The sequence below is a fragment of the Iocasia fonsfrigidae genome (genome assembly GCF_017751145.1).
In the GTDB taxonomy this organism is placed as follows: domain Bacteria; phylum Bacillota; class Halanaerobiia; order Halanaerobiales; family DTU029; genus Iocasia; species Iocasia fonsfrigidae.
Genome location: NZ_CP046640.1, coordinates 73,981 through 92,595 on the forward strand (window position 1 = coordinate 73,981; position 18,615 = coordinate 92,595).

General features: G+C 37.1%; 31 protein-coding genes. All 31 read left to right on the forward strand.

Features of this window, described 5'->3' with window-relative positions:
- Window positions 1-11: 11 nt before the first annotated feature.
- Window positions 12-200, forward strand: a complete 189-nt coding sequence (locus GM661_RS00385; RefSeq protein WP_230868248.1) for a hypothetical protein — start codon at window positions 12-14, stop codon at window positions 198-200.
- Window positions 190-1,095, forward strand: coding sequence for a phage recombination protein Bet (bet, locus tag GM661_RS00390; protein ID WP_230868249.1), 906 nt, complete (start codon window positions 190-192; stop codon window positions 1,093-1,095). The genes GM661_RS00385 and bet overlap by 11 nt, the downstream gene beginning before the upstream one ends.
- Before the next feature lie 244 nt (window positions 1,096-1,339).
- The gene (locus GM661_RS00395; RefSeq protein ID WP_230868250.1) at window positions 1,340-2,329 is read left to right on the forward strand and encodes a conserved phage C-terminal domain-containing protein; all 990 of its coding nucleotides are present in this window, start codon (window positions 1,340-1,342) and stop codon (window positions 2,327-2,329) included.
- A gap of 166 nt (window positions 2,330-2,495) precedes the next feature.
- Entirely contained in the window at window positions 2,496-2,771 is a 276-nt protein-coding gene (locus GM661_RS00400; RefSeq protein WP_230868251.1) for a hypothetical protein, read from the forward strand.
- Window positions 2,772-2,791: 20 nt separating this feature from the next.
- A complete protein-coding gene (locus tag GM661_RS00405) occupies window positions 2,792-3,088 on the forward strand; it encodes a YopX family protein (RefSeq protein WP_230868252.1) in 297 nt (98 codons plus the stop codon).
- Window positions 3,089-3,101: 13 nt separating this feature from the next.
- Window positions 3,102-3,263: a hypothetical protein gene (locus tag GM661_RS00410; RefSeq protein WP_230868253.1), complete on the forward strand. Its 162-nt coding sequence runs from the start codon at window positions 3,102-3,104 to the stop codon at window positions 3,261-3,263.
- Window positions 3,256-3,456 (forward strand): hypothetical protein, encoded by a 201-nt coding sequence (locus GM661_RS00415; protein WP_230868254.1) that lies wholly within the window; start codon window positions 3,256-3,258, stop codon window positions 3,454-3,456. Before GM661_RS00410 ends, GM661_RS00415 begins: the two co-directional genes overlap by 8 nt.
- Window positions 3,453-3,767 (forward strand): hypothetical protein, encoded by a 315-nt coding sequence (locus GM661_RS00420; RefSeq protein WP_230868255.1) that lies wholly within the window; start codon window positions 3,453-3,455, stop codon window positions 3,765-3,767. The genes GM661_RS00415 and GM661_RS00420 overlap by 4 nt, the downstream gene beginning before the upstream one ends.
- 74 nt (window positions 3,768-3,841) lie before the next feature.
- On the forward strand, window positions 3,842-4,057 hold the full coding sequence (locus GM661_RS00425) for a single-stranded DNA-binding protein (protein ID WP_230868256.1): 216 nt from the start codon (window positions 3,842-3,844) through the stop codon (window positions 4,055-4,057).
- A gap of 30 nt (window positions 4,058-4,087) precedes the next feature.
- The gene (locus GM661_RS00430; protein ID WP_230868257.1) at window positions 4,088-4,282 is read left to right on the forward strand and encodes a hypothetical protein; all 195 of its coding nucleotides are present in this window, start codon (window positions 4,088-4,090) and stop codon (window positions 4,280-4,282) included.
- A 192-nt stretch (window positions 4,283-4,474) separates the two neighbouring features.
- Window positions 4,475-4,774 (forward strand): hypothetical protein, encoded by a 300-nt coding sequence (locus tag GM661_RS00435; protein WP_230868258.1) that lies wholly within the window; start codon window positions 4,475-4,477, stop codon window positions 4,772-4,774.
- A gap of 9 nt (window positions 4,775-4,783) precedes the next feature.
- The gene (locus GM661_RS00440; RefSeq protein ID WP_230868259.1) at window positions 4,784-5,521 is read left to right on the forward strand and encodes a DNA cytosine methyltransferase; all 738 of its coding nucleotides are present in this window, start codon (window positions 4,784-4,786) and stop codon (window positions 5,519-5,521) included.
- Window positions 5,518-5,919 (forward strand): DUF1064 domain-containing protein, encoded by a 402-nt coding sequence (locus GM661_RS00445; protein WP_230868260.1) that lies wholly within the window; start codon window positions 5,518-5,520, stop codon window positions 5,917-5,919. Before GM661_RS00440 ends, GM661_RS00445 begins: the two co-directional genes overlap by 4 nt.
- 221 nt (window positions 5,920-6,140) lie before the next feature.
- The gene (locus tag GM661_RS00450) at window positions 6,141-6,356 is read left to right on the forward strand and encodes a hypothetical protein (RefSeq protein WP_230868261.1); all 216 of its coding nucleotides are present in this window, start codon (window positions 6,141-6,143) and stop codon (window positions 6,354-6,356) included.
- Window positions 6,343-6,528: a hypothetical protein gene (locus GM661_RS00455; RefSeq protein WP_230868262.1), complete on the forward strand. Its 186-nt coding sequence runs from the start codon at window positions 6,343-6,345 to the stop codon at window positions 6,526-6,528. The genes GM661_RS00450 and GM661_RS00455 overlap by 14 nt, the downstream gene beginning before the upstream one ends.
- Window positions 6,529-6,533: 5 nt before the next feature.
- Complete coding sequence (locus GM661_RS00460) at window positions 6,534-6,710, forward strand: hypothetical protein (RefSeq protein ID WP_230868263.1); 177 nt, start codon at window positions 6,534-6,536, stop codon at window positions 6,708-6,710.
- Window positions 6,707-7,138, forward strand: coding sequence for a helix-turn-helix domain-containing protein (locus tag GM661_RS00465; RefSeq protein WP_230868264.1), 432 nt, complete (start codon window positions 6,707-6,709; stop codon window positions 7,136-7,138). The genes GM661_RS00460 and GM661_RS00465 overlap by 4 nt, the downstream gene beginning before the upstream one ends.
- Before the next feature lie 202 nt (window positions 7,139-7,340).
- A complete protein-coding gene (locus tag GM661_RS00470; protein WP_230868265.1) occupies window positions 7,341-8,036 on the forward strand; it encodes a hypothetical protein in 696 nt (231 codons plus the stop codon).
- Between the two features lie 117 nt (window positions 8,037-8,153).
- Window positions 8,154-9,047 (forward strand): terminase small subunit, encoded by an 894-nt coding sequence (locus GM661_RS00475; protein WP_230868266.1) that lies wholly within the window; start codon window positions 8,154-8,156, stop codon window positions 9,045-9,047.
- Window positions 9,037-10,290: a PBSX family phage terminase large subunit gene (locus GM661_RS00480; RefSeq protein ID WP_230868267.1), complete on the forward strand. Its 1,254-nt coding sequence runs from the start codon at window positions 9,037-9,039 to the stop codon at window positions 10,288-10,290. Before GM661_RS00475 ends, GM661_RS00480 begins: the two co-directional genes overlap by 11 nt.
- Window positions 10,291-10,303: 13 nt before the next feature.
- On the forward strand, window positions 10,304-11,758 hold the full coding sequence (locus GM661_RS00485) for a phage portal protein (protein WP_230868268.1): 1,455 nt from the start codon (window positions 10,304-10,306) through the stop codon (window positions 11,756-11,758).
- Window positions 11,759-11,767: 9 nt separating this feature from the next.
- Complete coding sequence (locus tag GM661_RS00490) at window positions 11,768-13,360, forward strand: phage minor head protein (protein WP_230868269.1); 1,593 nt, start codon at window positions 11,768-11,770, stop codon at window positions 13,358-13,360.
- On the forward strand, window positions 13,360-13,512 hold the full coding sequence (locus tag GM661_RS00495) for a hypothetical protein (protein ID WP_230868270.1): 153 nt from the start codon (window positions 13,360-13,362) through the stop codon (window positions 13,510-13,512). Before GM661_RS00490 ends, GM661_RS00495 begins: the two co-directional genes overlap by 1 nt.
- A 366-nt stretch (window positions 13,513-13,878) precedes the next feature.
- Window positions 13,879-14,526, forward strand: a complete 648-nt coding sequence (locus tag GM661_RS00500; protein WP_230868271.1) for a phage scaffolding protein — start codon at window positions 13,879-13,881, stop codon at window positions 14,524-14,526.
- A 30-nt stretch (window positions 14,527-14,556) separates the two neighbouring features.
- Window positions 14,557-15,537 (forward strand): major capsid protein, encoded by a 981-nt coding sequence (locus GM661_RS00505; protein WP_230868272.1) that lies wholly within the window; start codon window positions 14,557-14,559, stop codon window positions 15,535-15,537.
- Between the two features lie 72 nt (window positions 15,538-15,609).
- The gene (locus GM661_RS00510; protein WP_230868273.1) at window positions 15,610-15,870 is read left to right on the forward strand and encodes a hypothetical protein; all 261 of its coding nucleotides are present in this window, start codon (window positions 15,610-15,612) and stop codon (window positions 15,868-15,870) included.
- Window positions 15,870-16,118, forward strand: a complete 249-nt coding sequence (locus GM661_RS00515) for a hypothetical protein (protein WP_230868274.1) — start codon at window positions 15,870-15,872, stop codon at window positions 16,116-16,118. Before GM661_RS00510 ends, GM661_RS00515 begins: the two co-directional genes overlap by 1 nt.
- Before the next feature lies 1 nt (window position 16,119).
- On the forward strand, window positions 16,120-16,632 hold the full coding sequence (locus tag GM661_RS00520) for a hypothetical protein (RefSeq protein ID WP_230868275.1): 513 nt from the start codon (window positions 16,120-16,122) through the stop codon (window positions 16,630-16,632).
- 4 nt (window positions 16,633-16,636) lie between these two features.
- Window positions 16,637-17,020, forward strand: coding sequence for a hypothetical protein (locus tag GM661_RS00525; RefSeq protein WP_230868276.1), 384 nt, complete (start codon window positions 16,637-16,639; stop codon window positions 17,018-17,020).
- Window positions 17,017-17,565, forward strand: a complete 549-nt coding sequence (locus GM661_RS00530; RefSeq protein WP_230868277.1) for a phage neck terminator protein — start codon at window positions 17,017-17,019, stop codon at window positions 17,563-17,565. Before GM661_RS00525 ends, GM661_RS00530 begins: the two co-directional genes overlap by 4 nt.
- A gap of 13 nt (window positions 17,566-17,578) precedes the next feature.
- The gene (locus tag GM661_RS00535; protein WP_230868278.1) at window positions 17,579-18,607 is read left to right on the forward strand and encodes a DUF3383 family protein; all 1,029 of its coding nucleotides are present in this window, start codon (window positions 17,579-17,581) and stop codon (window positions 18,605-18,607) included.
- Window positions 18,608-18,615: the final 8 nt, after the last annotated feature.

Consider the following 18,615-nt stretch of genomic DNA (forward strand, 5'->3'; position numbering starts at 1 on the left):
GAGGCATAAAAATGGGAACATGTAGAGTATGTGGTGTTGAAACCAATGGCACCATCTGCCGTAGGTGTGAGGAGCATAATAGGCAAGAATGGTGTAGAGATTATGAAAGGCGGGCTGTAGATTCTCCTCAGAGAAACAGTCTGGCTGGTCAATATAGGAGAGACATTATGAGGAAAGGGGGCCTTAATCGTGGCTGCTAATGAACAGCAATTACAAGCAGTGCCTAATCAACAGCAGGTATTAAGTTTTAACCAAAAAGAACTAGAAACTATTCGCCGTACTGTGGCCAAAAATGCTACTGATGATGAATTCAGGATGTTTATGCACCTGGCTCAGACATACCAGTTAGACCCTTTTAATAAAGAAATATGGTTTATCAAGTATGCTAAAAAAGGTCAAAACCCTAAAGATGTTGAGCCTACTATTATGACTAGTAGGGATGGTTATTTAAAAATAGCGGATAGACACCCGGAATATGATGGACTATCTTCGGATGTAGTACGGAAAAATGATGTATTTAAACGGACAATGGACGGAGTAGAGCATGAATATAGTTCAGATAGAGGACAGATTATTGGAGCATATGCTTTGGTATACAGAAAAGATAGAAAATATCCAATATACGTCTTTGCCCCATTTAATGAATACAAAGGTAATGCCAAAATCTGGAATAATTATCCCAGTGCTATGATATTAAAGGTCGCAGAATCAATGGCTTTAAAAAGGGCTTTTACTGTTTCTGGATTAGTCAGCAAAGAAGAGATGGATGTACAAAGTGAACCTAATGATTCAAATGGTCCTATAGATATAACTCCGGCTGACCAAGGAAATGAAAAATTAAGAGAATTAACAGAGAGAGAAAAAGAAATAGCAGAGTTGGTTGCAGGTGATAAAGGGTATAAACAAATAGTAATAGATTGTTTAGAATACAATTTCCCTGGGATAAATAACACAAATAAGAAAGTATCTATAAACGACTTAGATAAGGCGGCCTATAAACAACTGGTTCAAACACTCCAGAATGCACATGAGGCAAATGCAGAACCGCCGGATGAAGAAGATGATCCGTTAGTTGAATTTGAAGTGCCGTTTTAAGTTGACAACCTGCCCTGGAGTCAAGGAAAACCAGGGTAGGATATATGGCCAGGGTGGCGGAATAGGCAGACATGGCTACCTTATTGAGGCTCCATTACGACTTAGTTGAAAAATACTAAGGTTCGGGGATACATAGTTGACTATAAGATGTCAAAAATAGAGTTACTAGTGCTCTATTGCAGGTTCGAATCCTGCCCCTGGCCACTTAAAAAAGGGATAACACCTGATATCAGGAGGAATATAGATGCAACTAAGAAATAGATTGGTGAAAGCAGATTTTTGGACAGATACAGAATTGGCTCGAAAACTCCCTGCAATGGGTAGGATGATGTACCAGGGATTGTGGCAGCTGGCAGAAGATTCAGGAGTAATAGAGGCAGATCCAGTTGCTTACAAGATGATTCTTTTTCCGCTAGATAACATTGATATAGATGAAATAGAAAATTGGACTAATATACTCAAAGAGTTAGGAAAACTTATACCCTATAGTTTTCAAAAAAAAGACTACTATTATATAAAAAACTTTCATAAGCACCAATCATTAAGAAGTCCAGGAAAACCAGAATTGCCTCTTCCTAAATGGATTGAATATATACCTAATCCAAAACCTTATCAGTCAGGTGGTTATATTATTAATTATGAAATAATGCCTGGTGAATATGAAGGAATACAAACCGTAGGAAATGTTGATGAAGCCTTATATAAAGGTAACGGTGACCATAAAGAAGCCCTAGAGGAACCACAAGAAAACCATAAGGATACCGTAAGGAAACCGTACGGGTACCATAGCCCAACCAATAAGAATAAGAAAGAGAATAAGAATATAGAATTAGAAAAAGATAATATATATAGTCCTGCAAAAAAAGAGCAGGACAGTGCATCTGAAAAAATACCTTATGCTGAAATAGTGGATTACCTTAATCAGAAATGCGGAACCCAATACCGGAACAGCACTAAGAAAACTCAGGAATTAATTCGAGCTAGGTGGAATGAAGGGTTCAAACTTGAAGCTTTCAAGACTGTGATAGATAAAAAAAGTACAGAATGGCTCAATGATGAAAATGCTAAGTATCTCAGGCCGGTTACACTTTTTGGCACTAAGTTTGAGAGCTATCTAAACCAATTAACAGCGAAAAACAAATCCAGTCCAGGGAAGACCAACGTTATCAATTTCGACAAAAACATGACTCCTGAAGAGCAGGAGGAGTACTATAGGTCAAAAGGCTACCGCTGACGGAGGTGTGTTACTTGTCTAGAAAGTCAATTGAGGAAAAGAAAAAGCAGGCTCATTACATATGCACAGAGTTACGTGAGCCATTAGCTGAGCTAATTTTGGATATTAAATCCCATATGATAAAGGGCGGCTATAAACATAGCTCTGAAAAAAGGAAGGGGAAATAATGAACATACACGACTATGAAAGATATGGTGATGACCTAGTTTACAATCCAATTAATGACATATTTGAAAACGATATGACTCATGAAGAATTTGAGGAATATCAGCAGATTATAGAAAGGAGAAAAACTATGAAAAAAATCAATAATATCGTGGATAAGCTGGATAGAGATAGCAATTTGCCCAGGCATGAAATAGAACGGATAGTCAAGGAAACTGTGAGGCAGATAGAGGAAAGGGATAGAGCAGAGCTGGCTAAGGTAGCTGTTACTGACTAAGAAGATGAAGGAGGAAGATTATGAGAGAAATTAAGTTTCGGGGCAAACATAAAGAATTAGGTCATTGGGTATATGGTGATTTGATACATGGCAGAGATGGAAAAGTTTATATCGATACTTCTCAAAACGAAGTTATACCCGAAACAGTAGGGCAATATACCGGATTAAAAGATGAGAATGGGCAGGAGATATATGAAGGGAATAGGGTTAGAGCAGTATACGATAATCCTTTTGAATACCAATTAGAACACCCAGAAGATGAAGGCGTTGAAATTATTGGCAATATATACGAGAATCCAGAGTTAGTTACTGATTGAAAGGAGGGAGATTATGAGTTGCCCTAATTGTGGATTACCAAATTATGAGGGATTATGCCCTGTTTGCGAAGCTGACGAACAGGCATATATGGAAGAATTGCACTGGGCTTTTGGCGATTTTTACGAGGGCCAAACAAGAAACTGTGAAAACGAGGAGGAGAAAAACAATGGATAACGGGATAGGCACAGGATTATTATTCATTTTGATAGTTGGTGGTTGTGTAGTGCATGGGCTTGTTACAAAGCAGATATATTGGAGTAAGAAAGAAAAGCAGTTCAAGATGAAAAGCTCTGCTGTCCTACCAGCAGAGCGGTCAACTAAATATTCTACTAAGATTATAACAGAAAGGAGGATGATAGGCAAATGAAACATACACCGGGGCCATGGATACCGGGAGCCGCTTCAGAAAAAGCAGATATAATTATTGTGGCTCCTAATTGCACGAATCTGGAAGATAGATATCACCCGATTGCTAAAGTGCATCGTAATCATTCTGATAAGCATGCTAATGCCCAGCTAATATCAGCAGCACCTGAATTATTAGAAGCATTGGAAGAATTAGAAAAAGTTTGTATATATTGGCTACCAGATGCAGTTTTATCGAAAGAAGAAAACTTATTTTTGAAAATAGATGATATTATCAATAAAGCTGAAGGGAAGGGAATCAATGAAAGATAGAAGTACCAAATTAATCATTGACGATATTAGAGAAGTCCTACAAATGTCTAGTCCGGATAGTTACCTGGAGGAAATTGGCTGAGACAGTTTCTCATCATCTGGGCAAGGGTAGACTGGTTGCTGTAGAAGGCTCCTTGCAAATAAGCAAAAGTGAAAAGGACGGTCGGACATATACAAATCCCCAGGTCATAGCCAATGAAGTACGCTTTCTGGATTGGCCTAAAGACAGCAAGAAAGGCAATGGCCAATCTGCTGGATATGATGATGATAATTTTGATGTACCGTTTTAGACTGAACGAAGTTAAAGGGGGTAATGAGTCATGAAACGAAAAGCATTAATTGTAACAGATTGTAGTTTCAACGGAGAAGGGTGTCAAGTTTTTCTGGATGATTATGAGACAAAAGAGCAGGCTTATGAAGCGTTACACCAGGCAGTTATGGAATATGCTACTTATGGTGCAAAAGAAATAGAAATAGACACAGATAAGGAAAAATTCAGGAATGGCCGGAGGTGAAATAAATGCAGTTTCCTTGCCAGATAGATACGACCAGAACCCTGAAGAAGGGCATGAAAATTACACTGGAAATAGATGACGAGCACAAAAGGGACGTGCTTAAGCACCTGTATAACTTTGAAAACATGCCTCTGCAGGTGAGTTTTGAAAGAAATATCATGTGAAGCCGGTTATATATAAGGGGGCTTAAGCATGAAAGATGTCTTATTGAGAAAAAAAGACATTGATTCAAAATTGCCACCAGGTTTTGAATTGGAGAAAGATGTTATAGTGAATTATTGGCCTGGTATTAATCCCAATTCCCTGCAAGCTGTAGCATTCGTGAACAAGGACGGGAAAAGAAGAATATCAGAAGATGATAGCCGGTTGGTGATTGAGATATTGCAGGATATAACTGGCTATAGATGGCGAAAAGATAATGTCAGTAACTTTGTAATTTTCTTAGAAGATGAGGAAATTCCTGTAAGAAAAGTACAAATGAAATTATTTTGAGGTGAAAATATGGAATTTGGCAGCCTTTTTGCTGGAATTGGAGGAATAGATTTAGGGCTTGAACGGGCTGGAATGAAATGTATTTGGCAAATTGAAAAGGATGAGTTTTGTCAGAAGGTACTACAAAAACATTGGCCCGATATACCAAAATACGGAGATATATACGAAGTGAGAGGTGATGAGCTTGGAGCAGTTGAGCTTATTGCGGGAGGATTCCCGTGTCAGCCATTCAGTCTTGCAGGGAAAAGAGAAGGCGAAAAAGATGGCCGCTATCTCTGGCCGGAGATGCTTAGAATCATTGAAAATATTAGCCCCGAGTGGGTTATTGCTGAAAATGTTGGGGGAATCTTCAGTATTGACGGAGGGAATACAATCAATGCAATCTGTGCCAGTCTGGAAACTATCGGCTACGAAAAACCAGCGATATTTGATTTTGCGGCTGACACATTTGGATTATCAACGATGGAACGGCACATCTGGATTGTTGCAAAGGCCGATGGCAAGCGACGCAAAAGGGGCGAAAAGAAAAAGGACACGGAGGCATGGCAGAAAAAAGGGGAATTTCAGGGAACACATCAGGGAGAATGTGACAGATCCGATTTATCCAAAACCAGATTTTGTAGAGTATCTGAAAGGGTATCCGACAGGGTGGACAGAGATAGATTGAAAGCTCTAGGAAATGCTGTTATTCCTCAAATGGCTGAATGGATAGGTAGAAGAATCATGGAATTCGAGGCGATAACATGACACGGATTAGTATAGCCCAGGCTAAAAAGATGGGAATTGATATACCTGAGGAACTTGAAAGGCAGGCCCGGAAATTCAAGAACATGAAACCTGTAGTTGACGGGATTACTTTTGATAGTCAGAAAGAGGCTAACTATTACTGCGAGCTTAAAATACAGAAGAGAGTAGGAGAGATAAAAGATTTTGAGTTGCAACCGGAATTCATTCTCCAGGAAGGGTTCCGGGACTCATCTGGGAAATGGCATCACCCGATTAAGTATAGGGCTGATTTTCGAGTTAAATACCCAGACGAGAAAGAAGAGATAGTTGACACGAAAGGGCATAAGACTAAGGTGTATAGGATTAAAAAGAAGATGTTATTGAAGAAGTATCCGGAGATTAATTTTAAGGAGGAATAATGGACCATCAATGTAAAACACCAGGATGTACGTTGAATGTCACTGAAGGATATGATTATTGCCTTTGGTGTCGGTCTAATCAGACTCATTGCAAGATAGGAAAATTCGGATATAAGAAAATGTCAATTTCGGTACCCTGGTGCTATAAATGTAACAGGCGTGTGTTACTGGAAGGCGGGAAATGGCTTTGTGATGATTGTGAGGAGAGGGAGGGGTAGCTTATGAGGAAGCTTGATATTGCAATTCAAAAAATAAAAGAAAGTAGAGAAAAATTTCAAGGTGAAAATTATATGTATTGCGAAAAATGTCCTGAAGATTATGGTATGACTAATGCTGAAGAATGCGATAATGGTAATCATCAATATTCATGCAAAGATTGTTGGGAGGCAAAAATTAAGGAGGATGAAAATGGAGGGAATCATGGTGAAATGTCCTAAGACAAAGAAATGGTTACCATCCGATAATGAAGAATGCCCTATTTGCGAATATTATCAATGCAATTATGATGGATTTGTTTTATGCAGTTACTATATAGAAAATCCTAAGCATTATGATAATAGAAAGATGGGGAAACTAGCGATTGATTTTACAAAGGGAAGAGGAGGGTGAGGAAGGTGATAATAGCTGAAATAATTAGATATAATCAGCCGGTTATATATGAGACATTGCTGACAATATTTTCTATAGAGGCAGTAATAGGAGTAGGTTATATTTCTCCTGAGGAGGACGAGCTGCCGGAGTTTCGGGAAATAAAGTGCCTCATGGAAGAAAGGAAGGGTGTAGCATTATGACTATTAAAGCAGGATTAGACAATTCAGTATTTCGATTTGTTGAACATGAACTGTATAACTACCAGGAAACCATCAAAGATCTAAAGGAGATTAATCATGATGATATTGAAACAAAGTCTTCCGGAAACCTATTGCCTTATGATCGATACAGCTCAAACAGATCCTACCCCTGGGGTTCTTCCACTGAAGATTGCGGCATTGATCTTATCACTAATAAGATAGCTTACAGGATGAAAAGAACTATTGAAGCTATTGGCCGGGCAAAGAAAAGATTAGATGATGAGAAGAAGGAGTTATTCCGTTTGAAATATCAAAAGGGAATGTCCTGGCAGCAGATTACTATTGAAATAAACATTAGTAGAAGGACCTATTACAGATGGAGAGATGAAATAGTGTATATTACTGCTGAAGAGATGGGATTGTGTTAAAAAATCGCTTATAAATATAAAAATGGCACAAAGTTGGCACAAAATAGGGGTAAATGTGTAGTATACTATCATTAATAGAAGTAGATGTGAATCCTCCTTTCATACTTACCCGCTTCTGGAATGGAACAGAGGCGGGTATTTTATTTGCAGAGAAAATATTTTTGGAGTAAAATTAAAGGTGTGGAAGGAGATGTATATATTTATGAGTAAATTTAAATACAAAAATATAATTATTCATAATAAATGTAGTTATCCTAAAAAAAAGAATATTAAAGATTTTTTAGAGTTAGTTGATGAAAGGGTAATAAAGAAAAATAAAAAGATTATTATATATGATACTCCATTAAACCTATTATGGGCGTTTTTTAATCCATTTAATAGGGTTATTAACAAAAAGAATTATTTATCTTCATTAAAAAATTTAGAAGGTTTTTATTCACAAAAAAATGAATGTATTATTATTCTTGCATATAATATTAGACAAAAAACAAATACACAGTATTTATTTATAACATACTTCTTTTCTGTCTTAATACATGAACTGTATCATGGTTTTAATCATTCAAAAGTAAAAAACAAATCATATCAGACATATGATGAATATTTTAACTCTGATATAGAACAAGAAACTGCGAGATATGAAATAGACTTTATTAGAAATAATGATAGTAAATTGTGTTATTTGTTTAAATTAAAAATAGATGATATAAACTTAGTAATAGAAAATAGAAGTAAGAAAAAAATAAAAGTATATCCCCCTAATTATGATAAGATTTATTATAGTAGTGAAATACTGAGAAAATTTGATTATTTTATAGCAAATGCTGTTGCTAAAATTATTTATAAATATCTTAAGTATAAAGATAAAAAAAGCCAACCTAATGGTTGGCTAATTTAAAGGAGGATAATGAAAAATTCTATGTAATCCCTTACCGGGTTACTTATAGTATACAGCACTAAGATTAAATTATGGTTAAAATGAAATTAGAATTAGATTAAAATTGAGGTGGTGATGGTGCCCAGGTCAAGAAGCCCTAATAGTATAAAAGCTGAAAAAATATACCTTGAAAGCAATGGCAAAGCCATACTCAAGGATATAGCCGAAAAAATAGGAGTAGCCCCTGGTACGGTTCGGAGTTGGAAATATCGTTATAAATGGGATGATAAACTTAATAATGATGATAATGCAACGTTGCAGAAAAAAGAAAACAAGCGCAACGTTGCGAAAAAGAAAAAGGATAAGACTCCTAAGCATGTGAAAATAGCTGAAGAGTCAAATATACAAGATGCTAATCTCACTGAGAAACAGCGTCTTTTTTGTTTATACTATGTAAAAATATTCAATGCTACTATGGCAGCAATAAAAGCTGGTTATTCCCCAGATACAGCTGGACAGATTGGATATCAACTCCTTCAAAAAACTTCAATTAAGAAAGAAATTCGCAGGCTAAAGAGTAATATGGCTGGCGAGCTCTTCCTGGATGCAATGGATGTATTAAGAAAATATGTTGAAATAGCCTTTGCTGACATTACAGACTTTGTTGAGTTTGGACAAAGAAAAACCCAGGTAATAGGGCAGTATGGTCCGGTATATGAAGGTAAAGGTGATAACAAGAAACCTGTAATGCAGACACTAAATTATGTTGACTTAAAGCCAAGCGAGAAAATAGATGGTACCATAATTAGTCAGGTAAAGCAGGGCAGAGATGGAGTAAGTATTAAACTGGAGGATAAGAAATGGGCTCTTGAGAAGCTTGAAAAGTACTTTGACCTTATACCTGATAAATGGAAAAGGAAAATTGAAGAAGAGAAGCTGGCTATAGCTAAATTAAAAGCCGATAAACATGATAAGAAGGATATTAAGGTTACTATTATTGATGATATAGAAGATGATATAGATGAAGACTAGACTATCAGAATTATTAGCTCCAAGTTTTTATTCGTTACATGTTGATATAAAGAAAAATAGACACAGCGAATACTGGCTTAAGGGTGGCCGGGGTAGCACTAAATCATCATTTGCCGCGTTAGAAATAATCCTTGGTATGATGAGGGACGCTGATAATGGTCAGCATACAAATGCAGTAGCACTCAGGAAGGTAAAAGATACGCTTCATGAATCAGTGTTTGAACAGCTGGCTTGGGCTATAGAAAAGCTTAATGTTTCTCATCTTTGGGATATTCCTAAATCAAAACTGGAGTTAACATATGTACCAACCGGCCAAAAGATTTTATTTCGAGGTGCTGATAAGCCAAAGAAAATAAAATCAATCAAAGTTAAAAAGGGATATATAAAATATGTTTGGTATGAAGAGTTAGATGAATTTTATGGTATGGAAGAATTACGAATTATAAACCAATCTCTTATGCGTGGTGGAGATTATTTTGTAGTATTTTATACTTATAATCCTCCAAAGTCCGGAAGGTCCTGGGTTAACCAGGAGGCAAAGGTACCAAAAGATGGCCGGAGAGTACACCATTCTGATTATAGAAGTGTGCCTAAAGAATGGCTTGGAAAAGTATTCATTGCTGAAGCTGAACACCTTAAGAAAACTAACTTTGATGCTTATAGACATGAATACTTGGGAGAAGAAACAGGTACTGGTCTTGAAATCTTTACTAATGTAACATTAAGACCAATAGAAATTGTTGAAATTAAAGCTTTTGATAAAATACATCAAGGGCTTGATTTTGGTTACGCTGCAGATCCTGTCTGTTTTGAAAAAATACATTATGATAAGACCAGGAAAAAGCTCTATGTTTATTATGAGCACAGTGGTATTAATATTTCCAATAGAAAGCTGTTTAATAATGTCAAAGAACATAAGAGCATAATGACTGTTGCTGATAGTGCTGAACCTAAATCTATAGCTGAATTAAAGAGTTATGGCATGAGGATTAAGGGTGCCAAGAAAGGGCCTGACTCAGTAGATTATGGAATCAAGTATCTATCCAGTGAAGTGGAAGAGATAATTATTGATAATGTTAAATGCCCCAGAGCGGCTAAAGAATTTATTAATTATGCTCTGGAAACTGACAAGAATGGGGAAGTTAAGAGTGCATATCCAGATAAAGACAACCATTCTATAGACGCTATTAGGTATAGTTTGGAAGATGTTATGAGTCTAAGTGGCGTTTCATTCTTAAAATAGGAGGTGTAAAATTATGCTTTATGAATTAATAGATGATTTGCTTAAAATGAAATTAACCCAAAACGATATCACAAATATGCTGATAGAGAACAATGGGACACCAACTATGGCTGAGGTTATAGAAGATTTAATAGAAAGTCATGATACAAGCCATATGCAGACTGGTGTTGACTATTACCATAATAGAAATGATATTAGGGATAGGTTAATTAAGTACTGGAAAGATGGAGAAGAAAAAACAGATGAGACTGCTGCTAACAACCGTTTGCCTCATAACTGGCAGAAGTTACTTGTCGACCAAAAAGCTAATTACCTGGTAGGAAAACCAATAACATTCAATGCCTCTGAGAATTCTACAGAGGATGAGGACCCTACCTATGATGAACAATTTGTTGAAAAGGTTAATGGCCTCTTAGCTGAACAATTTGATGATGATATCTGGGAGTTAACAAAAAATGCCTCCAACAAAGGTGTTGAATGGCTCCATCCTTATATTAGGACAGAGGGTGATTTTGACTATGTTGTTATAGATGCTATGGAGTTTATTCCTATCTGGGAGACCAGTAAGCAAAAAGAGTTATCAGCTGGTTTAAGATACTATATCCTTAATGTCAATGGAGAAGACAGGATTAAGGTTGAATACTGGACCCGAGATACTGTTACTTATTATTTAGAGAGTGAAAATGGAGTACTGGAGCAGGATGGAGAGGAAGAACCCCACTTTAAATACAATGGAGAGCCTCAGAGCTGGGGCAAGGTTCCGTTTATCCCTTTTAAGAACAATGAGGAAATGATAGGGGACTTATGGCAGTATAAAGAGTTAGTAGACAGCTATGACAGGAATATGTCTGACTTAGATAATAATTTAGAAGATATTCAGGATGCAGTCTGGGTACTTAAAAATTATGCTGGTCAAAGTCTTCAAGAATTTAACGATAATTTAAGATATTTTAAAGCTTTAAAAGTGGATGGTGAAGGAGATGCCAAGACCATTACGGTAGATATACCTGTTGAGGCAAAGAAAGAGTTCTTGAACCGTACAGAAGAGAATATATACACCTTTGGCCAGGGCGTTAATACCAAAACAGACAAGTTTGGAAATAATCCTACCGGTGTGGCCTTAAAATTTATGTATGCCCTTCTAGATTTGAAAGCAGATAAGACAGAACGCAAATTCAAGAGAGCCATCCGGAAATTCCTCTGGTTCATAGCTGAATACCTAAGATATGCTGAGAAGAAAGAATTCGATTATAAGGCAGTTCAAATCACATTCAATAAATCAATGCTCATCAATGAATCTGAAAAAATTGATTCTGTTCAGAAGTCTAAGGGTATTATTTCTGATGAAACCGCTGTTTCTAATCACCCATGGGTTGATGATCCTGCTGAAGAACTAAACAGGCTTAAAACTCAAAGAGAAGATTATGTTGACTTAGATTCCGCAAATAATGAACCGGATGAAGAGTAGGTGACCTAAATGGCTAATATAGATTTATCAGATGAATTTGAGAGGTTACAGGCTGAAATTGACAAGATTAGCGATACCGGGGCAAGGCGAATAGCCAAGGAATATGCCAATGCTCTGGAAGAATTGAGGACTATAGTTAGAAAAGCATATGACAAACACGGCACAGAAGGGGAATTAACTTATGAAGAGATGGTTAAGTATGATAGATTAAAGCAATTCAACAAAGAACTTACTGCTGCGATTAAGGTTATGCACGTACAGACTTCAAAGATTACAAGAAAGATATTAAAAGATACATATAAGACTAGCTTTGAATCAGTCAGGGGTGCTGTAGGGCAGGCAGCAGGAAAGACTATTCGAGGTATAGTCAAGCAGGAAGTAATTAACGAAGCCTTACAGAATCCTGTTAGTGGATTAACTCTTAATGATCGGTTGAAAGTCCGTAGAAGTAGAATTATAACCGATATACAGGAGACTATAGGGCAGGGCTTATATAAGGGTGAAAGCTATACTGATATGTCTAGGAGGCTGAAAGACAGCTTAGAAGGGGATATAGTTAAATCTCATAGGATTGTCAGGACTGAAAGTCACCGTGTAATGGAAAAATCCAAGATGGACAGTTTAGAACATGCAGCTAACCAGGGTGTAAACTTAAGAAAATACTGGCTTACCTCTGAGGATGAAAGAGTTAGAAGCTCTCATAATCATATGGGGGAAAAGTATAGCAAGGAAAATGCTATACCTATTGATGAAAATTTTGTTAATGATAAGACTGGTGGAGAGGGGCCAAGCCCGGGACAATTAGGGACTGCTAAGGATGATATACATTGTAGATGTATTTCGGTAACTATAGTTATTACTGATAATGATACTGATGACTTTGAAAATAAAGAAGAAAGTGATATAATTATACCAGAAGCAAAATCTGTAAAAGAAGCAGAAAAATGGGCACAAGATAATTATAATTTAAATGTTAGTTATAAAGATATCAGTACAGAAATGGCTAATGCAAATAATAAAGCTATTAAGAAAATGTATGGTAGATTTCCTCAGTTGAATGATGTTAATATAAACATTAGAACTATGAAGGCTAAAAGTTATTATGGTAAAACTGTTGTTGGCTGGGATTCTAAAACAGGAAGATTAAAGCAACCTGATTTGAGAATATCTAAAGTTTACTTTAAGGATTCAGATACTTTTTGGAAACAGTTGCGAAAGGATCTTGATTCCAACTTCCATTATCCAGGTCATAACGAACAATCGACTATGGTACATGAATTGACTCATATTTTGGAGTATAAAATGCAGTTGAATAAATATGGATATTCTGATATGCAAGTTATATCAAGAGTTGAAGCGCAGAAATTATTACATGGAATTGGAAATATAGCCAAAAGTATAAAAGAAGAAGTATTAGAAAATATGGGATTGCCTCAATATGGATCAGAAACTGCTAAGAAATTAAGAGAACTTGGGGAATATAGTAGAACTTCTGATAGAGAGTTTTTAGCTGAAGCTATAGCTGATGCTGTTGTTTCAGAAAATCCTCTAGATATTTCAAAAGAAACATTGAAAGTCCTTGAAAGGAGGATGAGAGAATAATGGTTTCCTTAATAAAACCAGACTGGTTTGAAAAATGGGTAATAGTTGATGAAGATGGTTGGCATTTGAAAAAAGAAGCACCAGAAAAAGTCAAAGAAGAATTTGAAGTTTATATGAAAGAAATAAATGAAGATATGTTGTCTTTTGAGTAGATATAAAGATAAATAATGTGATAAATTATAACGTCCTGAAAAGGGCGTTTTTCTTATGCCTAAATATATGTATAGGGAGGTGATTGAGTGTTATGCGCCGATTGCAAAAAGGAACCGATAGCAAGAGGAATTAAAAAAATTGTTTGTTTTAAATGTGGAAAAGAAAAATATGTGAATTCTTATTTTAGCAATATCTGTGAAATGTGTTCTGATAGATTGGGGAAATGTCAAAGATGCGGGAAAAATGTAACGCCTTAATGGGTGTTATTTTTATGTCGCCTTTTCGGTACTGCAGGCGGTAAAGAACAGGACTGTTATCGTGGACGATACCCACGGAAAAAAGCGTAAACAGAAAGGATGATATAGATGAGTAGATTTGTAGAGTTGTTAGGTGAAGAATTAGGAAAACAGGTTCAGGAAAAGTTGGGAGATGGGTTTATTATTGGCAAAGAAGAAAATTATATTGCCAAGCACCGCTTTGATGAAGTCAATGAACAGCTGGGAGAGTATAAAAAGATGCTTTCTGATAGAGATAACCAACTGGAAGAGCTCAAAAAGAAAGCTGGGGATAACGAAGAATTAAACCAGCGGATCCAGGAGCTTGAAGAGCAAAATAAGACCACTGCTGAAGAGTATGAAAGTCAGCTAGCTGCTCAAAAGTTTGATTTTGAACTGGAGAAGGCAATTCGTGAAGCTGGAGCACGTAATCCTAAAGCAGTAAAAGCCTTGCTCAATACTGATGAAATTAAGCTGGAAGATGGGAAATTGACTGGTCTAGATGCCCAGTTGGAGAAATTACAAAAAGATGAGGACTATCTCTTTGGTGAAGTTGGCTTGAAAGGCAAGGATCATGATGAAGGCGACGGGAAACTTGACCAGGACTATAAAGAAAACCCCTGGGAGCCCGGAAAGGTTAGTCTGACCAAACAGTCAGAAATACTAGATGAAAATCCGGGTAAGGCTAAAAAACTGATTGAAAAAGCAGGCGGTAATCCAAGCGATTATGGTCTTTAATTAATATTTTAAGAAATGGAGATGATTTAAGTGGCTGTAACTTTAGTTGGAGATATTATTAAACCCGAGGTGTGGGTACCATATGTAATTAGTGAAACACCAAAAAAATCTGCATTATTCAAGAGTGGAATAGTTTCACAGGATCCAAGAATCAAAGTTCCAAGTGGTGGGGATACTGCAAATATGCCTTTTTGGAATGACCTTGATGGTGATGCTCAGGCTATACAGTCTGATACAGCACTGAATATTAACAGGATTGATTCCGGGAAAGATGTTGCTAGAGTATTTGAATTTGGTAATGCCTGGTCTGCAGAAGATCTTGCTGCAGAGTTAGCCGGTAGTGATCCAATGACTGCTATTGGCGATAGAGTTATTGTTTATTGGGACAGAGAGTATCAAAAAATACTGATATTCGAGCTCAATGGTGTATTTGCAGATAATGTTACTAATGATGACAGTGACCTTGTATATGATGTAGCAAAAGATGATATAGATGCTAACGGGGCTGTTGATATTGATAGTGCGGTAATACTTGATGGTAAACAGCTATTAGGTGATGCAAAAGGTAAGCTTACTGCCATTGCAATGCATTCTGCTGTACATACCAATCTACAGAAACAGGACCTTATTGATTACATTCCTGATTCTAAGGCTGATATTGGTTGGGGTACTTATATGGGGCATACTGTAATTGTTGATGATGATATGCCTGTGGCTGACGCAACAACCTCTGGAAAGAAGTATACATCTTATCTGTTTGGTCAGGGTGCTGTGGGCTATGATGAAGGGAAACCAAAAACACCTGTAGAAAGTGACAGGAATAGTCTTAAAGGCCAGGATATTTTAATTCACAGAAGGAAGTTTATCCTTCATCCACGCGGATTCAAGTGGACTGAAGGGGCTGTATCTGGCGAAATGCCTACTTATACAGAGATTCAGAATGCAACCAACTGGGACCGTATCTATGATAAGAAAAAAACCCGCGTTGTTAAGCTGGTTACCAACGGGTAATATATACTATCTAAAAATAATATGAGGCCGGGGTTCTTTCTCTGGCCTTGTCTATTAATTGGAGGTGATTTAATGGGGGCTACTACTTTCTATCTCCTGGAGCAGGAGCGGAAAAAGAAAGCTGTAAGCAGAAAAGGCGGTCAGGAGGCCAGGGCTGAGGTTGAAAAGAAAACTATTGATGTAGAGGAAGAGGCAGAAACAGAAGAAGAAAAAAGTATTACGGCAGCATTAGGATTATATCATACTGGTGGTGGCTGGTATCAGCTACCCGGTCAAGATAAAGCAGTCCGCAAAGATGAGGCAATAAAAATATTGAAAGAAAGTGATAGCTAATGGTCTTGACTGATGAAGAAAAAAGAGAGGGTATGGTAGAGCTCCTGGAGGAAAAGCTAGGCTATGATCTAGATCCAAAGAATTTAAGACCTGCTGAAAAACTTATAGTGGAAAAAATGCTTGACGTATATGAAAATGATGCAGGTGTTCAATCAGAAAGCATTGATGATTTATCTGTAAGCTATTTTGCTGAACAGGACCCAGTCATCAAAGATATGCTTCACTCTCTAAGAAAGTTGAATTGGTAATATGGGTGTAAAGGTTAAGGAAGAATTTAATTATATTCCAGAGATAGCAAAGGCTATTGAATACCTGGGTTCTCATCATCTTGAGATAGGTATATTTGGTGAGGATGATTCCCATATTCTAATGATAGCCAGAGTTCATGAATTTGGTGTAGAAATTGAGGTTACTGAAAAGATGAGGAACTATCTTCATGCTATTGGATTCCATCTTAGAAACGATACAGATAAGATTACTATTCCGGAGCGGTCTTTTATGCGTGCTGGTTTTGATACTAAGAAAAAAGACTTTCAAAAAACGGGCGAAGAGATAGTATATAAGGTAATTGGTCTGAAAATTACCCCTAAAGCTGGTCTGGATATACTAGGCAATTATATTGTTACCCAGCTGCAGGAATATTTAACAAAAATAAGTAGGCCTCCTAATCATCCATTTACAGCGCAGCAGAAAGGTAGTAGTAATCCTTTGATTGATGAAGGCAGACTCAAGCAGGCTATAACCTATAAAATAAGGGGTTGATCCCATGAAATTTGAACGATTAATAAAAAAATACAGCAAAAAATATACCATCAAGCATAAAACAGAAGGTCACTGGGATGGCCCTAATTGGATAGAAGGATCTGAGGTTAACTATCAAATTGAGGCAGCTATATTCCCTATTTCTGCTGAGCAAGTACAGAGATATGAGGGGCTAGGATACACCACTCAGGACATTAAGGTGTTTATAACGGTACCAATTGAGGCTTTAAACCTGGATACAGAAGAAATTGAAACTATAGAGCTCAAGAAAGATGATGAAATAAGCTATCTAGATAATAAATATGTTTTTGATACTGTTAATGACCGCACCACTCATGCCGATTTTGTGAAATGGATTGCTGTAAGAAAGCAGGATGATAGCTCATGATTAATATAGACAACTTCATGAATGAAATATATTATCCTCTTGTTGACCATTCAGGAGTAGACCAACTGGTGAAAGCTAATCAAAAGGTACCCCCTGGGCAGTTGAAAAATAACCGTATAGTATATAACATGATACTGTTTGCTAATACTGGGGCAAGACATACGATAATTCAAAGTACAAAGGTTATTGAGAGTGAGGATCCAGAGTTTGAAAATGACATTGAAATAGAGAATATCTTTTTCCCGGAGGCGACACTATCGTTTACTGGGTTTAATAATATTATGATCCCGATTAATAGAGTTCGTGAATGGTTCTATGTTCATGGGCTGGGAGACTGGTGGTTAAGGGATAATGGTTATGACTGTGTTATTCGTGAAGTTATGGAGATAGAAGACAGGACTGTATATTTAGAGTCTGATTATGAAAAAAGGTATGGCTTTGATGTGATTCTAGAATTCAAAGATGCTGTGAAGGTAACTTATGAGACTATAGAAACTATAGAAGCTACCGGAACAGATGGAGAGACTCAGGAAATTAATTTATAAGGAAGGTGAAAAAATGTCTAGATTTATAACGATTAATATTACTGACAAGACTACACCGATATCTCAGGCAGGTTTTGGCCTGGGGTTCATTCTTGACCCTGTGGCTGATGCAGGTAGCGAATATGACTATGTAGAGATTAGAAGCATTGATGATATACCTGCAAATGCTACACAACTGGCTCAGGATATGGCTAATGCATACTTATCACAACAGCCGAATGCTGGGGTTTTGACAATGCAGGGTATATATATCAATGAAACAGATGGTACGGCTACAGATATTGAAGAGGCTCTTAATCAGGTAATAGAGGTTAATGATGATTGGTATGGTCTATTGCTTGCCTCCAGGGAACAGGCTGATATTGAGGCAGCAGATGGCTGGATACCAGCTAATAAGCTGTTCATTACTTCGCCTGTTGAAGCAGATTGGACAACACTTAGTGCTTACAGCTTGCTTTCTGATAAGACAGGGGTTTTTCCTTCTACCACAGAACAGTATATTGATGCAGCTATTATGAGTCGTATGTTTGCTACAGACCCAGGAAGTGCTACTTGGAAGTGGAAGCAGCTTAGTGGAGTTGAAAACTCTGGCTATACTAATGCTGATGTAAGTTCTATGCTTAGTCCTGGCGAAGGGGAGCCCAATATGAACCCGGTGATTCATGAAATGGGCGCAGATTACACTGCAGAAGGAAAAACAGTAACAGGGGAATATCTGGATATACAGAGAGCTATCGACTGGATGGATGCCAGGTTGACAGAAAATATATTTCAGCTGTTAATCAATGAAGATAAGATATCCTATACAAATGCTGGAATTAGCCAGATAACTTCCGCCATGAAAGAAATATTCAGGGTAGGTGTTAACCGGGGAGTAATTGCTGAAGAAGATGGGGAGCCACTCTGGAATATTGATGCGCCCCGGAGGCAGGATATACCTCAAAATGCTAGAGCTAATAGGAACCTGCCTGATGTTAATTTTGACTTCACAGCTGCCGGCGCTATACATAGTCTTACTGTTTCCGGAGTTGTTCAGGTATAAATAATTTT